The 16,292-nt window shown below is 70.1% G+C and carries 17 protein-coding genes and 5 pseudogenes; 17 read left to right on the plus strand and 5 right to left on the minus strand.

What is annotated here, in order from left to right; genetic code table 11:
- The first annotated feature begins 179 nt into the window (after nucleotides 1-179).
- Complete coding sequence (locus QQS16_RS42650) at nucleotides 180-830, plus strand: TetR/AcrR family transcriptional regulator (protein WP_286068030.1); 651 nt, start codon at nucleotides 180-182, stop codon at nucleotides 828-830.
- A gap of 87 nt (nucleotides 831-917) precedes the next feature.
- Here the strand turns inward: QQS16_RS42650 and QQS16_RS42655 are convergent.
- Both QQS16_RS42655 and QQS16_RS42660 read right to left on the minus strand, forming a co-directional pair.
- Nucleotides 918-1,448, minus strand: a pseudogene (locus tag QQS16_RS42655) (LmeA family phospholipid-binding protein); the annotation flags it as partial.
- A gap of 34 nt (nucleotides 1,449-1,482) precedes the next feature.
- Nucleotides 1,483-2,232 carry a TetR/AcrR family transcriptional regulator gene (locus QQS16_RS42660; protein ID WP_286068031.1) on the minus strand — a complete coding sequence of 250 codons (750 nt, stop codon included), beginning with the start codon at nucleotides 2,230-2,232 and terminating at the stop codon, nucleotides 1,483-1,485.
- Nucleotides 2,233-2,367: 135 nt separating this feature from the next.
- On the opposite strand from QQS16_RS42660, the gene QQS16_RS42665 reads away from it, so the two are divergent.
- From QQS16_RS42665 to QQS16_RS43740, 7 genes and pseudogenes are all read left to right on the plus strand, one after another.
- A complete protein-coding gene (locus QQS16_RS42665; protein WP_286068032.1) occupies nucleotides 2,368-3,999 on the plus strand; it encodes an MFS transporter in 1,632 nt (543 codons plus the stop codon).
- Nucleotides 4,000-4,071: 72 nt separating this feature from the next.
- Nucleotides 4,072-5,075, plus strand: a pseudogene (locus QQS16_RS42670) (IS5 family transposase).
- 46 nt (nucleotides 5,076-5,121) lie between these two features.
- Complete coding sequence (locus QQS16_RS43735) at nucleotides 5,122-5,412, plus strand: alpha/beta fold hydrolase (RefSeq protein ID WP_353479771.1); 291 nt, start codon at nucleotides 5,122-5,124, stop codon at nucleotides 5,410-5,412.
- Nucleotides 5,413-5,479: 67 nt separating this feature from the next.
- Nucleotides 5,480-6,495 (plus strand): annotated as a pseudogene (locus QQS16_RS42675) (NAD(P)/FAD-dependent oxidoreductase).
- 237 nt (nucleotides 6,496-6,732) lie between these two features.
- The gene (locus QQS16_RS42680) at nucleotides 6,733-6,897 is read left to right on the plus strand and encodes a hypothetical protein (RefSeq protein WP_286068033.1); all 165 of its coding nucleotides are present in this window, start codon (nucleotides 6,733-6,735) and stop codon (nucleotides 6,895-6,897) included.
- Nucleotide 6,898: 1 nt separating this feature from the next.
- On the plus strand, nucleotides 6,899-7,189 hold the full coding sequence (locus QQS16_RS42685; RefSeq protein ID WP_286068034.1) for a DUF4190 domain-containing protein: 291 nt from the start codon (nucleotides 6,899-6,901) through the stop codon (nucleotides 7,187-7,189).
- A gap of 103 nt (nucleotides 7,190-7,292) precedes the next feature.
- Entirely contained in the window at nucleotides 7,293-7,973 is a 681-nt protein-coding gene (locus tag QQS16_RS43740; RefSeq protein WP_353479760.1) for an MFS transporter, read from the plus strand.
- Nucleotides 7,974-8,011: 38 nt separating this feature from the next.
- Here the strand turns inward: QQS16_RS43740 and QQS16_RS43745 are convergent.
- A pseudogene (locus QQS16_RS43745) lies at nucleotides 8,012-8,335 on the minus strand (alpha/beta fold hydrolase); the annotation flags it as partial.
- Nucleotides 8,336-9,132: 797 nt separating this feature from the next.
- On the opposite strand from QQS16_RS43745, the pseudogene QQS16_RS42690 reads away from it, so the two are divergent.
- The 3 genes and pseudogenes from QQS16_RS42690 (at nucleotide 9,133) to QQS16_RS42700 (ending at nucleotide 11,031) form a co-directional block, all read left to right on the plus strand.
- Nucleotides 9,133-9,959: pseudogene (locus QQS16_RS42690) on the plus strand (IS5 family transposase).
- A 510-nt stretch (nucleotides 9,960-10,469) separates the two neighbouring features.
- Nucleotides 10,470-10,775, plus strand: coding sequence for a DUF6247 family protein (locus tag QQS16_RS42695; protein WP_286068173.1), 306 nt, complete (start codon nucleotides 10,470-10,472; stop codon nucleotides 10,773-10,775).
- Between the two features lie 79 nt (nucleotides 10,776-10,854).
- Nucleotides 10,855-11,031 carry a hypothetical protein gene (locus QQS16_RS42700; RefSeq protein ID WP_286068035.1) on the plus strand — a complete coding sequence of 59 codons (177 nt, stop codon included), beginning with the start codon at nucleotides 10,855-10,857 and terminating at the stop codon, nucleotides 11,029-11,031.
- A gap of 148 nt (nucleotides 11,032-11,179) precedes the next feature.
- On the opposite strand, the gene QQS16_RS42705 is transcribed toward QQS16_RS42700, so the two are convergent.
- Entirely contained in the window at nucleotides 11,180-11,302 is a 123-nt protein-coding gene (locus QQS16_RS42705) for a hypothetical protein (protein WP_286068036.1), read from the minus strand.
- 284 nt (nucleotides 11,303-11,586) lie between these two features.
- Between QQS16_RS42705 and QQS16_RS42710 the strand changes: the two genes are divergently transcribed.
- Nucleotides 11,587-12,204, plus strand: coding sequence for a hypothetical protein (locus QQS16_RS42710; protein WP_286068038.1), 618 nt, complete (start codon nucleotides 11,587-11,589; stop codon nucleotides 12,202-12,204).
- The gene (locus QQS16_RS42715) at nucleotides 12,204-12,362 is read left to right on the plus strand and encodes a hypothetical protein (RefSeq protein ID WP_286068040.1); all 159 of its coding nucleotides are present in this window, start codon (nucleotides 12,204-12,206) and stop codon (nucleotides 12,360-12,362) included. The genes QQS16_RS42710 and QQS16_RS42715 overlap by 1 nt, the downstream gene beginning before the upstream one ends.
- Nucleotides 12,363-12,842: 480 nt before the next feature.
- Here the strand turns inward: QQS16_RS42715 and QQS16_RS42720 are convergent, their stop codons facing one another.
- Nucleotides 12,843-12,992, minus strand: a complete 150-nt coding sequence (locus QQS16_RS42720; RefSeq protein ID WP_286068041.1) for a hypothetical protein — start codon at nucleotides 12,990-12,992, stop codon at nucleotides 12,843-12,845.
- A 192-nt stretch (nucleotides 12,993-13,184) separates the two neighbouring features.
- On the opposite strand from QQS16_RS42720, the gene QQS16_RS42725 reads away from it, so the two are divergent.
- The 4 genes from QQS16_RS42725 to QQS16_RS42740 are packed head-to-tail and all read left to right on the plus strand — an operon-like array spanning nucleotide 13,185 to nucleotide 16,252.
- Nucleotides 13,185-13,376 carry a hypothetical protein gene (locus tag QQS16_RS42725; protein ID WP_286068042.1) on the plus strand — a complete coding sequence of 64 codons (192 nt, stop codon included), beginning with the start codon at nucleotides 13,185-13,187 and terminating at the stop codon, nucleotides 13,374-13,376.
- Nucleotides 13,373-14,212, plus strand: a complete 840-nt coding sequence (locus tag QQS16_RS42730) for a hypothetical protein (protein WP_286068043.1) — start codon at nucleotides 13,373-13,375, stop codon at nucleotides 14,210-14,212. The genes QQS16_RS42725 and QQS16_RS42730 overlap by 4 nt, the downstream gene beginning before the upstream one ends.
- Nucleotides 14,209-15,198, plus strand: coding sequence for a DUF6895 family protein (locus QQS16_RS42735; protein WP_286068044.1), 990 nt, complete (start codon nucleotides 14,209-14,211; stop codon nucleotides 15,196-15,198). The genes QQS16_RS42730 and QQS16_RS42735 overlap by 4 nt, the downstream gene beginning before the upstream one ends.
- Before the next feature lie 28 nt (nucleotides 15,199-15,226).
- Complete coding sequence (locus tag QQS16_RS42740; protein WP_286068045.1) at nucleotides 15,227-16,252, plus strand: serine hydrolase domain-containing protein; 1,026 nt, start codon at nucleotides 15,227-15,229, stop codon at nucleotides 16,250-16,252.
- Nucleotides 16,253-16,292 lie beyond the last annotated feature (40 nt).

Genomic DNA, 16,292 nt, shown 5'->3' on the forward strand with positions numbered 1-16,292 from the left:
AGGAACAAGCGCGAGGGCCGCACCGGGCGCGCTCGGTTCCGCGTCGGCCGAGCTTCGGGGCCATGAGGTGGGGCGGGTCCCGCGTGAGGCAGCGGCCGCTGGGGCGTGATACGGGGGCTTCGGCTCGGCGTGACAAAATGGGGGCCGTTCGTCCGTCCTTTGATGCTGCGAGGTTCTCCGTGAGCAAGCACGTGGCCCGCGAGCCGCTGCGCCGTAATTCGCGGTCCAACCGGGCGCGCATCCTGGCCACGGCCCGTGAGGAGCTGGGGCGGAACCCCGATGTCACGCTGGAGGAGGTGGCGCGGGCCGCCGGGGTCGTCCGGCGCACCCTCTTCGGGCACTTCCCGGGGCGGGCGGCGCTACTGGAGGCGCTCGCCGAGGAAGCCGCCGAGACGTTGCGGAACGCGGTGGAGGCCGGGCCGGAGCCGGGGGAGTCGGCCGAGCGGGCGTTGGCGTGGTTCGTACTCCGGATGTGGCCCGTGGGCGACCGCTACCGCATGCTGCTGGCGCTCACCCGGCGGGACCTCGGCTCCGAGCGCGTCACCGAGGTGCTCGCGCCGGCCCGGGAGGCCGCCATCGGGATCCTGGAGCGCGGGCAGCGGGACGGCGTCTTCCACTCCCATCTGCCGCCGGCCGTGCAGAGCGCAGGCCTGATGGCGTTGATCGTAGCTCTGGTGGAGTCCGTCAACACCGGCGCGCTGGAGGACGACGGACACCGGATCGCCACGGCCACCCTCATCGCGGCCGGCGTGCCGGAGGATCGGGCGAGCGCGGTGGTCGAGGAGGTTGCGTCGGCGATGGCTACGGCTCTTCCGGCCCACGGCACCTGATTTCTCTCCGGCCGACCCGTTCGACGAGGTGTCCCGGGCGTCGTCGCGGCGGAAGGTGACCGACTTGCCGGAGAAGTGGGCGGTGAGGCCCTGCTCCGTGGTGGTGACCGAGCGCAGTCGGAGGCCGTCGGGGGTGTTCCGCGGCGCGATCGGCTCGCCGAAGACCTGGCCGGGCAACGTCTCACCGGCCTCGGGCAGGGCGACGCGGCCCGCGACCTTGAAGTCCTTGAAGGTGACGCGGTTGCCGGAGGCCGCCGAGACGGTCGTCGTCGCGGTAACCTCGAAGCCGAGGGTGGTCAGGACGCGGGCGCGGATCCGGTCGGAACCGTAGCCCCGGGTCAGTTCCAGGCCTGGGGCGTCGGACAGGTCCGCGTACGACAGGAAGACGGTCGCCTCCGCCGAGCGGGCCCGTGCCTCGCTGTCGCCGTCCGACTTCGTCAACCCGTCCATCCGCAGGGCGAGTTCGGCCACCGGCAGCGGGCGGTCCGAGCCGTCGGCGGGTTCGTGCGAGTACGAGTACGAAAACTCGCACTCCTGGTCACAGTCGTGCTCGGGGCGGGGGCGGTACATCGGCCCTCCCCAAAGGGCTTCGGAGGACAGGGAGTTGGGGGCGGACATTTGTGTGAGTGCGAATGGGGTGCGGGCACGGGTTTCAGACGGGACTCGGGGGCGACCCGGACTTCCGTACGTGATCGACCTTCGCGGCGGCGGTGTCCGGGGCGACTCCGGCGGCGATGAGGGCGGCGGCGGCGGCGCCGGTGCCGTCGTCGGAGCACAGGCCGCGGTCGACGCAGTCGAGCAGGGCCAGCAGTTGGGCCTCGATGGCTCGGCCGAGCGGGTCGGGCGGGACGGTGGTCTGGAAGACGCCCTGTCGGCGGCCGTGGGCGAAGACCCTCGTGGCGATGTCGCGGGCGGGGGTCAGCAGTTCGTCGACGCGTGCGGGGGCGAGGTCCTGGCCGCGGGCCAGCCGGATGAGGGTGCGGTAGCGGTCGCCGACGGGCCACACCATGAGGACGAATCGCGCCAGGTCCGCGACGGCGTCGGGGGTCGGGGCCGGGGCACCCGCGACGGCGCGCCGGATCGCCTCCGCGGCCTCGGCGGCCAGGCCCTCGACGAGCGCGGCTCGGCCGGCGAAGTGGACGTACACGGTGCGCCGGGCCACACCGGCGGCGGCGGCGATGTCCTCCAGGCTGCTGTCGGGGTCGCGGGTCAGTTCCCGCTGAGCCGCGTCGAGGATCCGGGCACGGGTGGCCCGCGCGTCCCGACGCTGCGCCGAAGTTGAGGTCGAAGTCGGCGAGGGGGACGCAGTCGAAGTCGGAGCAGGAGGGGGCGGCGTCTCGTGGGGCCGGGCCGGAGACCGTCTCGGCCTCGTCGTGGGTGTTCGTGCTGGTCGGCTGCTCACGTCGGTACCTCGAAAGCGGGTGGGGGAGGGAGTCATCGCGATAGTTGCACAGCGAGGGGCAATAAACTAGTCTGCACATCGATGGGCAATTAAGTGCTCCCGCCCGTCCGCCCCGCCCCCTCTCAGGAGCTACTGATGCCCTTCCTTGCGAACACCCCCGTGGAGAAGATGCCCGGGCCGTACGCGCGGCGCTGGTGGGCGCTGCTCGTGCTGTGCCTGAGCCTGCTGATCACGGTGATGGCGAACACGTCGCTGATCGTCGCCGCCCCCGACATGACCACCGACCTGGGCCTGAGCAGCAGTGATCTGCAGTGGGTCGTCGACAGCTACACCGTTCCGTACGCGGCGCTGATGCTGGTGCTGGGCGCGATCGGCGACAAGTACAGCCGGCGCGGCGCGCTGGTGCTGGGTCTGCTGATCTTCGCCGGCGGTTCGGTGATGGGGAGCATGGTCGACGAGACCTCGCTGGTCATCGCGGCCCGCGCGATCATGGGTGTCGGTGCCGCGGTCGTGATGCCGGCCACGCTGTCCCTGCTGGTCGCGACCTTCCCCCGGAGCGAGCGGGCCAAGGCCATCACCGCCTGGGCCGCGACCTCCGGGGTGGCGGTAGCCGTCGGCCCGCTGGTCTCCGGCTGGTTGCTCGAGGACCACGCCTGGGGCTCGACCTTCCTGATCAACGTGCCGATCGCCGTCCTCGCCGTGTTCGGCGCGCTCGCCCTGGTACCGCCGTCCAAGGCGGAGGGAATGGGCCGGATCGACTACGTCGGTGGTCTGCTGTCGATCGTCACCGTCGGCTCCCTGATCTACGCCGCCATCGAGGGCCCGCACTCCGGCTGGGGCGTCGGCCCCGTCACCGCCGCCGTGGTCGCCGGTGTCGGTCTGGTCGCCTTCGTCGCCTGGGAGCTGCGGCACCCGCACCCGATGCTGGACGTCCGAAAGTTCGCGCTGCGGCCCTTCAGCGGCTCGATGCTCGCGGTGATGTTCTTCTTCTTCGGTATGTTCGCCGTGATCTACTACTCGACGCAGTTCCTGCAGTTCGTCCTCGGCTACGGCGCCCTGGACACGGGTGTACGGCTGCTGCCGCTGGGCGGTGCGGTGTTCCTCGGGTCCGCGATGACCGGGGTGCTCGCCCCGAAGCTGGGGGTGAAGGCGATGGTCGTGACCGGCATGGCCGTCGGCACGGCGGGCATGTTCCTGCTCACCCAGATCGACAAGGGGTCGACGTACGGAGACTTCCTGGCGCCGCTGATGATGCTGGGCCTCGCGCTCGGACTGGCCATCTCCCCGGCGACCGACACGATCATGGGCTCCTTCCCCGAGTCCGAGCTGGGCGTCGGCGGCGGTGTCAACGACACCGCGCTGGAGCTGGGCGGGGCGCTGGGCATCGCGGTGCTGGGCTCGCTGCTGGGCACGGCCTACCGGGACGAGCTGACCGACCTGGTGGGCAACCGGCTCCCGGCGGAGGCGATGGAGACCGCCAAGGACTCGGTCGGCGCCGGCCTGGCCGTCGCGGAGCGGGTCGCGCAGGATCCCTCCGCCGGGCCCCAGCAGGCCCAGGCCGCCGTGGACGCCGTCCACCAGGCCTTCGCCCACGGCGTCGCCCAGACCAGCCTCATCGGCGGCATCATCATGGCCGCCGGAACACTGATCGTCCTCGCCATCCTGCCGGGCCGGCGCGGCTTCGCGAAGCAGAGCGCCGAGCCGGGGGCCGGGACGACGGCGAGCGAGGCGGCGACTGCGCCGGAGCACACCGGGGCCACCCGCTAGGGCCTGTGTGATGTCGTGATCATCTTGCCGATCCGGATCCGTCTGGATGACGGATCCGGTAGGAAGATGGTCGTGACGCGCAGGCAACTCACCGACGAACAGTGGCAGTTGATTGAGCCGTTCCTGCCGATAGGCGAGTACGGCCCGTACCCCGAGCGGTTGCGGGATCAGTTCGAGGGCGTGATCTGGCGGTTCAGGACAGGCGCGCAGTGGCGGGAGATGCCCGGCGAGTTCGGACCCTGGCCGACCGTCTACGGACGCTTCCGGGTCTGGCGGAACGCCGGTGTCTTCACCGCCCTGCTGGAGGGCCTGATCGCCGAGGCCGCCTGCCAGGGCAAGACAGACTTATCCCTGGTCAGCGTGGACTCCACGACCGTCCGTGCTCACCATGACGCCGCCGGGGTCATCGTCGGCAAGGACGTTATGGAGGCTCTCGAGGAAGCCGCCGCCGAGCAGGAACAGGCCCGGCAAAAAGGGGCGGCGAGGCGGAACAGAACGGGTGGGACGGCGGAAATGAGCCTGAGCGGGCCGAACGTCGACGCGTCCGCCGTCGACGCAGACTCCGCCTGAAGGAAGCACTGCTTGGCAGGTCCCGCGGCGGACTGACCAGCAAGATTCACCTCGCTGCCGACCGCAAGCGCCGACCTCTGTCGTTCGTTCTGACCGCCGGGCAGGCCGCGGACAGTCCCCAGTTCATCCCCGTGCTGAAAAAGATCCGCGTCCGTCTGCCGGTAGGCCGGCCCCGCACTCGGCCGGGCGCGGTCGCCGCGGACAAAGCGTACTCGTCCCGCGCCAACCGCTCCCATCTGCGGAAGCGCCGCATCAAGGCGGTCATCCCGGAGAAGAAGGACCAGGTGGCCAACCGCAAAAAGAAGGGCAGTCGGGGCGGCCGTCCCGTCACGTTCGACGCCGCTCTTTACCGCGACCGCAACACCGTCGAGCGGCTGATCAATCGGCTGAAGGACTGGCGCGGCATCGCTACACGCGTCGATAAGACGCCCGAGAGCTACCTCGCCGGCCTCGAACTCCGCGCCTCGATGATCTGGCTCGGAGATCTCCTGCAAGCAGCCGATTGATCACGACATCACACAGGCCCTAGATCGCCGACGGGGCGTCCACTGGATCGCCGGGGACGCATCCGCCGGATCGCCGGGCACCGCCTCCGCCGGATCGCCCCCCGCGGACGAGGCGACCCAAGCCCTGGAAGCCCGGGCGTTCGGTGCCATCGCCGTCCCGTCGCTCTACCTCCACGGGGCCGACGACAACTGCATCTCCGTGGAGGTGAGCGACGGCATGGACGACCTGTTCACCAACAGCTTCGAACGCATCGTCATACCCGGCGCAGGGCACCTCCTGCACCTCGAACAGCCCAAGACGGTCGCCGACCACATCCTGGGCTTCCTGAACAGCTGACCCCCGCCAATCACCCAGAACTCGAAGGGTTGACCGAACCATGACTGACAAGGAAAGGCAGGAGGCCATGGCTGTGACGACTCCTGCGGAGGCGAGCGACGATCTGGCCGAGGGGACCGTCGACGCGGTGGTGATCGGCGGGGGCGCCGCGGGGCTGAACGGTGCACTGATCCTTGCCCGTTCCCGCCGCTCGGTCGTCGTGATCGACAGCGGCTCCCCGCGCAACGCGCCCGCGAAGGCCGTGCACGGCCTCATCGCTCTGGACGGCACCCCGCCGTCGGAGATCCTTCGACGGGGCCGGGAGGAGGTGCGCCAGTACGGCGGACGCGTCGTGTCCGGCGAGGTGGTCTCGGCCGAGTCTGCCGCCCCGTCGGCGGACGGGGACCTGCGGTTCACCCTCACCCTGGCCGACGGCCGCCCCATCACCGCCCGCCGCATCCTGGTCGCCACCGGCCTCAGGGATGTGCTGCCACAGGTGCCCGGCTGGCCGAGCACTGGGGGGACAGTGTGGTGCACTGCCCGTACTGCCACGGCTGGGAGGTGCGCGACGAGCCCATCGGCATCCTCGCCACCGGCCCGGCCTCCATCGGCCACGCGTTCTTGTTCCGCCAGCTGACCGAGGACCTGACCTACTTCCCCCACGGCACCGACCTGGACGAGGACAGCCGCGCCCGCTTCGCCGCCCGCGGCATCCGCGTCATCGACACCCCGGTCACCGAGGTCGTCAACGACGCCGACGGTGCGCTCGCCGGGGTGCGCCTGACCGACGGCCAGGTCGTGGCCCGCCGCGTCCTCGCGGTCGGACCGCGGATGCAGGCCCGCACCCAGGGCCTGGAAGGTCTGGGCCTGCCGGTGCGGGACCTGCCGGTGGGCCGCGGTTTCGCCTCCGGCACGGCCGGCACCACCGACGTGCCGGGTGTGTGGGTGGCCGGCAACGCCACCGATCTGGTCGCCCAGGTCGGGGCCTCCGCAGCGGCCGGCGCACTGGCCGGTGCCGACATCAACAGGATGCTGGCCACCGCGGACACCGACGCGGCCCTCCAGGAGATCGCCGAGAAAAGCCCACAAGCGGCCACACGATGATCTCGAAGCCCTGAGATCTCAGCCCGTCACCCGCCCGCCTCACCTTCATCGGTGAGGAAACCAATCAGTTTCCATACGGCTTTCAGTCATGCCCAGCAAGCAAGCAGCAGGAGCTCGCGCCGAGGTCAACGCCACACTCCTCGACTTCCTCGCCCGCCTCGACGACTCCACATCCTCGGCTTCCTGAACGGCCGACCCACCCCGAACGAGAAACCATCACGCGCTGAGAGGCAAGCCATGGTGTTCATCGTCTTCGCGCTCCTGCTCCTGGGGCCCTTCCTGGGCTCCGTCGCCCACATCCCCATACCCGTCAGCTTGATCGCCGGGGCCCTGCTCGCCATCTGGCTGACCATCTTCACGGAGCGCGAACGCCGATCCGGACGCAGCGAAGGAGACGCCTGACATGCAGCTGACCGCACCGGAAAAGACAACTCCGCTCACTGCAACCAAAAGGACGGGCCGTCGCCGGGACGCCGACAGCATGGCTGTAGCCTCCTTCATCCTCGGCCTACCGGGCCTTTTGGTGGGGAACATCTTCCTCGGCCCCACCGCCATCGTGCTGGCCACCATCGCCCTGTGGAACGGGACGAAGCGACAAGGGCGGGCCTGGTTCGGTATGGCACTGGGCATCACCGACCTAGCCGTCCTGGCGATCCTGGTCACCGCCGACGGCACCGTCTCCTGGAGCATTTGAAGAGCGTCGGGCAGTTCGCGTCTAACAAATGACCAGCGTCTGCGAGTTGCAGGCCTTGTGCCGCTCGTGGTCGGCGTGTGCAGGGATGTCGGCGTACAAGTGAATGTGCGCCACTTCGTACGGAGGCCATGGGGCGGCACCCGCCTTTCACCGGCGAGGTGGATCTTGCACGTCAAACCGCCCCGGGACCTACCTCGTCACCGCGCCACTGCTCGGCAGGCCGGCCGACCGCCTCGGTCGCAGGCGAGTGCTCGTTGTCTCGCTCCTGCTGTTCACCCTCGCCAACTTCGCCACGGCCCTGGCGCCGAACTACCCGCTGCTTGTGGTGGCCAGAGTCGTCGCCGGAGTGGCCGCGGCCGGCACGGGACCGACGATCTACGCACTCTCCAGCGCCACAGCTCCCGCAAACCGACGGGCCACCCACCTCGCGCTCCTGGGATCCGGACTGCTCTCCGCGCTATGGGCCGGCGCCCCGCTGGGCGACGTCCTCGGCCACCACCTGGGGTGGCAGTACGCGTTCGCCGTCCTCGCCCTCGCCACAGCCCTGCTCGCCTTGGCCAACGGCGGGTGTGGCAGGAGGTTCCCGCCCCGCACGGCAGTACGGTGGCGGCCACCGACCAACGGCACGGGACCGGGAGACTACGGGGCGGTCCGGCACTCGTCGCCATCACAACGCTGTGGGCGCTGGGCGTGTACCTCCTGTACACCTTCCTCGGCGCGGTCGGGAGCAGCGCCTTCACCGGCTCCGGCCAGCTCAGCACGTTCTGCAGGAACTGCGGCTTGAGGACCTTCCCGGCCAGCAGCGAGGGACGCGTCGCTCAGGAACGTGAGCGGGTGGGGGAATGCGAGCGTGACCGCGCGTTCGATTCGCTCCGGCGCGGTGACGCAGGCATGGTATGTGATCGCGGCGCCCCAGTCGTGGCCAACCACCTCCACGGCTCGCCCGGGAGACCAGCGGTCGATCAGCGCGAGCACGTCGCTGGTGAGGGCTGCGAGGTCGAACGGCCCCGCGGTCGGGGACGGCGCGTAACCGCGAAGCCAGGGTGCGACGACGTGAGCGTCCGCGGCGGCCGAGCTCGGCAAGGAAGGGCTTCGCGGTCGGCGGATGGTCCGGGAAGCCGTGCAAGACGAGCGTCGGTTGACCATCGGGATCACCACCCTGCAGCGCGTGAAAAGTGCCGTGTGGCAGGTCGAAGGTGACGTGTGATCACGGATGACTACTCGCCGTCACCACCGGCTGCGGGCCAGAGCCGATCACACCCATGCAGGGTCCCTTGAGACTGGCCGTGCTTTCCCGGGTGAGGAATTGTCACGAAGACGGCGGGCCACCAGCCCGGGGGCGGCGGGCGGCTGGAGTTTGTCAGCGGTGAGTTATGGGTGCCGCCGCTGGGCTGCCGGCGGCGGCGGCACCAGGGGCTCGTCGGCGTTGGCGACAGGTGAGCCGGTGAGCCCCGCTCGTCCAGAGTGATCCACAAGCGGGGGCTGCGTCAGCGGGACACGGTCAAATGGGCCAAGGGGTTACGGGTCGAGGCTGGTGACAGGGCCGGTGTAAGGACACCGGAAGGGCGTACATGCCGCGCCTGCGACGAGTGCACTTCACCGCCTGCCCGCTCTGAAGGAGCCGCCTGCCACTACTCGCGTGACCTCTTCTCCTTGTGAGGTCAGAATTTCTGCCCCCGGCCGTCCCTCTCAGGCAGATGAGAGCCCTGTCGTCTCCGCAGTGGACGCGGCGATGCGCTGCGCCGCAGCCAGTCGCTTCGAGGCGCGCTGAAGTTCGGCGTCCAGGTCCTCCAAGTGCTCGAGCGTCGCGGCCTGGTCGGCTTCCAGCGCGGCACGTGCCGTAGCCGGCGCGAGAGCCGAGTACACCCGCTCCCTAAGAACTCCTAACAGAATGCCGCAACTTACCTTGGAATGTTGGCATCTGATGGGTTGTTAGCCTGCACATGAGAAGGGGTGAGCAACCGCCGTGGATCGTGCCGGACGGGCTGTGGGCGCGGATCGAGCCGTTGCTGCCGGTTGTGCCGCGCCGAACTCATCACCCCGGCCGCAAGCGTCTGGACGACCGGAAGGTGCTGTCGGGCATCCTGTTCGTGCTGTACACCTGCATTCCGTGCAAGTTCCTGCCCCAGGAGCTGGGCTTCGGCTCCGGCATGACCTGCTGGCGGCGCCTGCGTGACTGGAACGACGCGGGAGTCTGGCAGCGTCTGCACGAGTCGCTCCTGGCCGAGCTGAACACCGCCGGCGCGCTGGACCGGTCGAGGGCGGTGATCGACGGCTCACACGTCAGGGCGCTCAAAGGCGGCCCAGAACAGGACCGAGCCCGGTCGACCGTGCCCGGACAGGCTCCAAGCACCATCTGATCACCGAAGGGCACGGCATCCCGCTGGCGGTATCGCTGACCGGCGGAAACCGCAACGACGTCACCCAGCTCATCCCCCTGATCCAGGCCGTCCCGCCCGTACGCGGCCGGCGCGGACGGCCCCGACAGCGACCCATCGCGCTCTACGCCGACCGCGGCTACGACCACGACACGTACCGCAAACAGGTACGGGCTCTCGGGATCACCCCGGCCATCGCGCGGCGCGGCGTCGAGCACGGTTCCGGACCGGGCGTGCACCGCTGGGTGGTCGAGCAGAGCTTTGCACTGCTGCACTAATTCCGCCGACTGCGCATCCGCTGGGAGATCCGCGACGACATCCACGAAGCCTTCCTCAGCCTGGCCTGCGGCATCATCTGCTGGCGCCGACTGGTCAACCTCTCACTTTGTTAGGAGTTCTTACTCTGGATCGCAAGGCTGGTCGTCTCGTCAAGGCCAATGATGAACCCGGCTTTGTGGCTGTCCGTGAGAGTGCTGGCTACGCCGACGCTGTCCCCGCTCCGCCGGGTTGGAGTGTCAGATGGTGCAGGGACGGAGCCGACGACATTGTCGACCCGGTGGTCGCGTTTATGGAGGACCCGGCGGTCAGCGGCGGTGTACCGCTAATCGCAGACTTGGAAACATGCCTAGTCAGGGACCTCCGCTCAATGCTGCGTAACGAACAAAGGCGAGGTCGCCGACCGATTTTGATGCCACCGAACAGCGACTCCGACCGGTGAGCCCTGAGGCCGCGCGCTGCTGTTTGCCCCCACCGGGGACAGGCAGGACCTCCCGCTGTGCCAGCACGCCCAGGCCGTCGCCCGCTCCCTGCGCGCCCGTGAAGGGATATGTCCCGTGCCCGCATCCACGGCCACCCGGCGCGCGTACCGTGAGGTGACGACCCGCCGCCGGGAGGACCAGCCGATGAGCGCGCAGCCCGACCACGCACCCGTAACGCCGCACGCCCCCGCGCCCGGGGCTCCGGCCGAACTCCTCGCCCAGCTGCGCGCCGACCGGCGGGCCGCGCAGTGGGTGCCGGCCTTCGAGCGGCAGTGGGCGGTGGCCCTCGAGGAATCGCGCCGGACGTTCTCCCTCGCCGGGCTGTACGAGGTCGTCCAGGACTGGCAGGGTCGCCTCGCCCACGCCCCGGCCGTCGACGCGTTCGCCGCCTCCGGGTACGACGACAGCGAGGCCATCGACATGGCGGAGCTGCGGGGAAGGCGCCGGTGACGGACAGCCGTACGCGGTCCGCATCTCCGCGTCGGCCGCGAAGGTCCTCGACGCCCTGCCCGAGCACGTCGAAGACACCGTGTGGGACGTCCTGGACGCCGCCGCCGGCCACCCGTGGGGCTTCGGCCAGTGGAACGCTGAGGACCCCGAGGGCGAAGACGTGCGCTACGCGGCCGTCGGCCAGCTCTCCCGCACCTACTGGGTGAACCGGCCCCTGCGCCGCTTGACGGTCCTGAACATCGTCTGGCTCGGATAGCCACCCGGTGACAACGCCCCGCCCCGGCATTCCAGCTGCCGGGGCGGGGCGGGGCGTTCGCATCGTAGCCACCGCCGTATCCACTGGTATCCACCTGGGCGGCAACGCGTATCCACCGGCGGCCAGCACTGCTGATGCCGTGGCGCTGTCAGGGGGAGTGCATTTGCGTCTCGTCGTCTGGAGCCCGGGGGAAGAGGAGATTCTCCAGAGCGTCCATGGCGAAGAGGAACGCCATCATCAGGGCGGGCATGAGCAGGGCGAGCAGGATCACAGGACCTCCCGGGGATGGTCGGCCTGTGGAGCCGATGGTGCCGCTTCTCAGGATGGGGCCGAATGGCGTAGTGCGCATGTCATGCGCGGTGCCGCAGCGGGTGTTACAGCCTTGCCGTTCTGCGTCCACTGGTAGCCCGAGAAGGCTGTGAGGACTGTGAGGCTCACAGGCCGTTTGCCTAGGTGGACGGGGTGAGCTGTGAGGGTGTGAGCCTGTGAGGTGGAGCTCACTCCCGTGCTTCCGTACGCCCTGGCCCGCCCGCTGGCCCGGAGGACGATGGGGTCATGGGCACCCGCGACCAGGACCAGGTCGACGTTGCCGAACCTGCGCCGCTGCCGCTGACGGCCGCGCAGGCCCGGGAGATGACGGCCGGGCTGCGCGCGGCGATGGACGACGTCCGGCGCTCCGTGGTGCTCGCCGCCCGGGTCCGCGACGCCCACGCCGCCCGCGTCTGGGCACCCCTCGGTTACCCGAGCTGGGAGGCGTACTGCGACGCGGAGTTCGGCATCTCCCGTGCGCAGGCGTATCGGCTCCTGGACGTCGCCCGCTCCCTGGCCGCGATCCACGACGCCGTCACCGCCGGCACCGATCCGTCTCGCACGCGAGACAGCGACCCGGCCGCCGCGGCCGCGCTCGACTGCGGCCTGTCCCAGCGCGCCCTGATCGCCGTCTCCGGCCGTACGGGCGACGTCGCGGAGCTGATCACCCGCCGACTCGCCACGCTCGCTCACAGCGGCCTCCATGCCCTCGATGAGCCCACCGTGCGCGCGGTGGTCCGCCAGGCCGTCCGCGACGTCCGCACCGCCCCACCACCACCCGCCGATCCGCCGGCGGATCCACGCTCGCCGCACTGCGCGTCGTCGACGACCTCGCCGCCAGCACCCACGCGATCGGGGAGCTGATGCTCAAAGTCGCCCCCGCCTACCTCTCCGACACCGACGCCGCCGACGTCCTGACGCTGCTGTGCGAGCAGATCGGAGAGCCCCTCGAGCACGGCCTCGCCGCCCGCCGCTACGCGATATCCGGCGACCGCCGCGCCCTGCACGGCACCGTCCTGTAGGTCACTCACCTCGGGTGCTCCTGTGTGGCACACAGCCTGTTCTCCCAAGTGGGCGAGGTGCGGTGTGAGGGTGTGAGGCGAGGGCCTGCGGCGACGGGATCCCGCTGCTCTTGGTCGTGCTGCTCGCCGGTGGTGGACAGCGGGATTTCGTTCAGTGGCAGCAGGGCGGTGTCGTGGATGCAGCGCAGCGCAGCATTTGCATGGACCCACGTAGCACAAGGCTGCTGCACGGGTAGCAGGCCGACCCCGCCCCGTGCGGTGACGGGCAGCTGCTGCTCGCAGCCTCAGGCGGTCCACCAGGGGAAGCCCCCCAAGCACCTGCGGATGCGCCGCGGCCGGCGCGAGGCTGCGCGCGTTCGCGTCGCTCCGCAGGTCTGAACGCCGCAAAGCGACGTGGTCAGTCCGGGACCGCCAGCCCAGCATTCACCTGCGCACAAGGAGAGCGCCTCGAAGGGCAGGTTTCGCACGGTTTACCTGCTGCTACGCGCCCCCGAAGTACGGTCCTGTGTAGACGCACCACGGCCCCGGGGTCTGGTCTTGCACGATGCGGAAGCCCGGGTCGGCCAGCGGCTCGTCCACGAAGTAGACCCGGAGGTCCCCCTGGCCCTCGGGCTCGGAGTACGTGCACACCCCCGATGCCCCTCGGGCACAGTACGAGGTCATCGGCCTGCGGAACACAAGCCTGCGGCGAATCGCGTTACGGCTGACGAGGCGATTCACGAGAAAACCGTCGTTCATCCGTTTGGGCGTTCACGTGTGCAGGGGGGAGGCATCCCGTGCACAAGATGGCATTCAAGTGTCGACCTACTGTGAGGAGTGATCATGACAGGTGCGACGTTGCAGCCAGCCGGTCTGGTCCTGGATGCGGAACTCGTGGAGGCGGCGATGACGCCTTCTGAGGCGGAGGTGAGCGGTGCTCCGCTGCCCTCCGTCGACGGTAGCGGCGGTGTGGGGCTCCTGGCTCTGACTCTGCTCATCTCTCCCAAGGAGCCGAAGGAGCTCCGGCGCCGGTGACCACTGAAGTACTCCGCGATGCGCACAGCGCGTCGGCCGAAGTGCTGGCAGGCGGTGCTCTCGAAGTCCTGCGGGGCGGCGGGAGCACCGCCGTCGTGGCGGCGCATCTGCGAGCGGGGGCGCAGGAGGATGCTCCCGCCGTCGTGCAGGGCGAGGAGGAGCGGGCTGCGGTGCCTGGTGTTGCTGTCGCGGCGGGTGCGGTGCGCATTCTGGGTGCGGACGTCCTGGCTCCGTACCTGTTGGCGGACGGGGTGCTGTTACCGGAGGAGTCGGAGGCGGTTTGTCTGACGCTTTTGGCGCTGCCTCCGGCGCCGTCGACGCTTCCTGCCCCTCCGGAGGGGCCCGAACCGGCGTGGGTCAGGGCCTGGATCGACTGGGGTTTGGTCAGTGTGCTGGCCCGCCTCGATCCGGCCGCCGCCTCTCTGCCGCTCTCCGCTCCGCCCGGTCCGCCACGGTGTGATGAGGCCGCACCCCGTCACAGTCCGGCGTCCGGCGAGCCCGGAAACGGGGGTTGCGGGGAGGGCTGGGTGCCGTGGTCGCTGCGGATGGGACGGCTTGCCTCGCTTGCCCTGCCCGGTCTGGACGGGCCCGTGCACCAGGCCGCGCGCTCCGGCGTGCTCGCCCTGGCTCGCGGGGCCACGCGCGCGCTCCTGCGTCAGGACTACGCCACCGCCGCCCGGTTGGTCCGCTGGCTGGCCTGGCTCACCGCAGAGGGCGTCACGCTGCCCCTGGAACCGTCCCTGCTGACCAGCGAAATCGCGCTGCGTGGCGGCGGTGAGCGCTGCATGCTGGACACCGCGATCGCCTGCCGCCTGCTCGGACTGGAGAGCGCATGAGCACAGCCCTGGCCCAAGCGGCCCACGATCTCAGCTCCCGCGCCCTGGGCTGGCTGCACACCCACCGCCACCGGGGCGCGCTGGAGGGCGAGAGCATCACCGGGAACATGAACGCCTACAAGGCGCTGATGGAGACGGCGATGGCCGCCTCCCTGGTCCTGCGCGACGGAGCCGCCGGCAACCGCGAGCAGGTCCTGGCCCGCGAGTTGATGCAGTACTGCTGGACGCAGTTCCAGGACGGCGACCTGCTCTACCAGCGGCAGCTGCACCATCCCGTCACCACCGACGCCCTGGAGGGGTACGGCCACTTCACCCGGGCCGGCTACCGCCATCCCGGCCTGGACCGGCTCGCTGCCCAGATGGCCCGGACCGGCACCGCACAGGCGGTCGAGCATGTGCCCAACCGGCGTCTCGCCGTCGCCAACGCCCTACGCCTGACCGGCCACGACCTCAGCGGTGGCCCACGGGACTGGGAGCAGCTGACCCGGGCCACCTGGCTCGGCAGCACCCCCGCCCCCTGGTACATCGACTGGATGACCGGCTACGCCGTCACCCACACCGTCTTCCACCTCACCGACTGGGGCCGGCGACCGGATGGCTTGCCTGAGGATGTGGCCAGCTACCTCGCCCGCTGGCTGCCGGTCTGGACGGACATCTGGACGGAGAACGGCCAGTGGGACCTGGTCGGCGAACTGCTGATCATCAGCATGTGCCTTCCCCAGCCCATGTTCGACGTCTCCGACTGGCAGCACCTGGCACGACTCCAGAAACCTGACGGCCTGCTGCCACGGGACGGCCAGCCGGTCGACGAGGATCCCGCCGCACGTTTCGCGGACCACCAGCACCCCACCATCGTGGCCGCCGTCGCCGGCACCATCGCCCTCAACCGCATCCTGAACGGAACCGTCATGGGCATGCAGCAAAAGGACAGGGGCACGCATGACCGTCTACACCTCCGGCATTTGCCCGAGCGGCCCAGCCGATGAAGTACACGGCACGCTTGACCCCGCTACGGTGCACCGGGCGACGCGCACCCTGCTGGGCGCGGCACACGGCGCCAGCACGATCGTCATCGGCCTGTACCACCAAGGCCGGCGCGCCCTCGTGGCCCGGGGCCGCACCACACATGCGGGAGGACCACCGGCCGATGCGGGCACCCGCTTCGAAATCGGCTCCCTCACCAAAACCTTCACCGCCCTGCTGCTGGCCGAGCAGGCAGCCCGCGGCGAGTTGCACCTCCACGATCCACTCGCCCGCCACCTGCCCCACGCAACAGCACTGCCCGCAGGCGGTGAGGACATCACCCTCACCCACCTCGCCACCCACACCTCCGGCCTTCCCCGGCTTCCCCCCGGCCTCGTCCGCAGCGCCCTTCCCCGCACGTTCACCAACCCCTACGCCGCCTTCACCACCGAAAACGTCCTGCACGCCTTGACCCGCACCCGTCTGCGAGCCGCTCCCGGCACCCGGGTCCGGTACTCCAACTTCGGTCTCGGCCTACTCGGCCACGCCCTCACCGCAGCAGCCGACCACACCCCCTACCCCGCACTACTCAACACCCGCGTGCTGCACCCTCTCCGCTTACACGCCACGGACTGCGCCCCAGCCGCGCGCCCAGGGACCACCCAGGCCACCGGCTACCATCACCACCGAACCCGGCCCCCCTTCCACATCCCCGGCCTGCCCGCCGCAGGAATCCTCCGCTCAAGCGCCCGCGATCTCCTCACCACCCTCGAGGCACTCCTGGACCCCACTGCAGCCGGAGCGCCACCCACCCTCACCACCGCACTGCGCGAAGTCCTCCGCCCCCGGCTTCGCACACCCCGCAACACCGGCCTGTCACTGGTGTGGAACATCCGCTCCCGCACCGACGGCTCCACCCTCTACCACCACTCCGGCGGCACCTGCGGCTTCACCACCTTCGCCGGCTTCAACCCCCACCACCGCACCGCCCTGGTAGCACTGGCCAACACCGCTCCCGGGCGCGGCAACACTCTCATCCAAGAGGCCTATAACACCCTGACCGGCCTGCACCGATAACAGGGCGGCTCCTGTGCAAACTGCGACGCTCCACCACCGG

The organism is Streptomyces sp. ALI-76-A (genome assembly GCF_030287445.1).
In the GTDB taxonomy this organism is placed as follows: domain Bacteria; phylum Actinomycetota; class Actinomycetes; order Streptomycetales; family Streptomycetaceae; genus Streptomyces.